The 1,484-nt window shown below is 44.5% G+C and carries 2 protein-coding genes; one reads left to right on the plus strand and one right to left on the minus strand.

The genetic code is table 11. The features are described 5' to 3' along the window. Positions 1 to 1,095: DEAD/DEAH box helicase family protein (locus tag A3762_RS13245; protein ID WP_197469251.1), on the minus strand; the 1,095-nt coding region annotated here is incomplete at its 3' end. Positions 1,096 to 1,354: 259 nt separating this feature from the next. Here A3762_RS13245 and rpmE point away from each other — a divergent pair. Continuing rightward, a partial coding sequence (gene rpmE, locus A3762_RS25965) for a 50S ribosomal protein L31 (RefSeq protein ID WP_082869129.1) occupies positions 1,355 to 1,484 on the plus strand: 130 nt, incomplete at its 3' end.

Genomic DNA, 1,484 nt, shown 5'->3' on the forward strand with positions numbered 1-1,484 from the left:
TGAAGGGGTGGCGCTGCCAAGAATAACAGGGCATTGGTTGAGCTGCGCCCGTTTAACAGCGATGTCTCTAGCAGAATATTTAAACCCTTCGGTCTGTTTGTATGAGTTGTCGTGTTCTTCATCGATAGTTATCAGGCCTAGGTCTTGATATTCGAGAAATATTGCGGATCTTGTCCCGATGAGAACTTTGGCTTGCCCGCTGCTGCATAGTTGATGGGTGATCAGCTTTTCTTTATTGCTCATTTCTGAGTGGTAGACGGCCACGGGGATGCCAAGTTGGCTTTGGAAGCGTTTAAATGTTTGAGGTGTCAGATTGATCTCTGGTACCAGAATCAGTGCTTGTTTATTTAAGCTCAGGCAATGTTTTACGGCTGCAATGTATACTTCAGTTTTACCACTGCCGGTAATGCCCTCAAGCATGAACGGGGTGAATTGATCGAAGTTTCGAATGATGCCATCAACCGCTATTTGTTGCTCTTGATTAAGTCCGTATGAAATCGTGTCTTCGTGGACTTGCATTGCTTGGCTTTGCTGTTGGGATAATTGTTTCTCAATATATCCTTGTTGTTCGAGTGATTTAAATTGCGCGCCGGTAAAGCCAAGCATGCGCAGCGCATCTGCCCAAATTCCTGTTGGAGATTCTTCTAGCTGTTTAAGAAGTGCGATCTGCTTATGCGCGTTTCTTTTGCCAGAAAAAGGCTTGTTTGTTCGAATCCAAAGCGTGTTTTGATATATCGCCTGTGGTTTTGTGTTGCGCAGTGCGGTGGGCAGTGCGCTATATATCACTTCGCCGATCGGATGGCTGTAATAGGTAGAGGCCCATTTAAGAAGTTCTAGTGATTGCGCCTTGAGTATTGGGGCTGAATCAATACATCGCTCGATGTCTTTCAGTTTGCTGGGCTCTAGCAGTGTTTCCGATTTGATATCTGTAATAATTCCACAAATGACTCGATTGCCAAATGGCACAGCAACGCGCATTCCAGGTTGCAATGATCTGTTTTGCATCGTGATGGGTATGCAGTAGTCGAACTCTTTGTGCAAGGGAACAGGAAGTGCAATAGATGCAAAACGAAGGGGGGATGAAATAGCGCTCATGCTTTTTAGTTTACTTCGAGTCACTTTCTGGGTCATGTAATATTGTTTTGAAAGTTGAAGGATGAGCATGTTTGTATTTGCATTAGTCAAAATATAATCAATTCACGCTTGCACTCCGCAATTGTTTTGGTAATATTCTCGCCCCAATTTCGGCCCTTGCGCCCTTTTTTGGTGTAAATGGCTCGATGCCTTCCTTGCGGTGCCCAACGCTAGAGTGAATGACGATGGGTGGCGGCAAACAATGAAATAGGTAGTTAAGATGAAAAAAGATATCCATCCTCGTTACGAGGAAATCGAAGCAAAATGTAGCTGTGGTAACGTTATCAAAACGCGTTCTACGCTAGCTAAAGACATTCTTTTGGACGTGTGTTCAGCGTGTCACCCATTCT

It is taken from the genome of Oleiphilus sp. HI0125 (assembly GCF_001635355.1).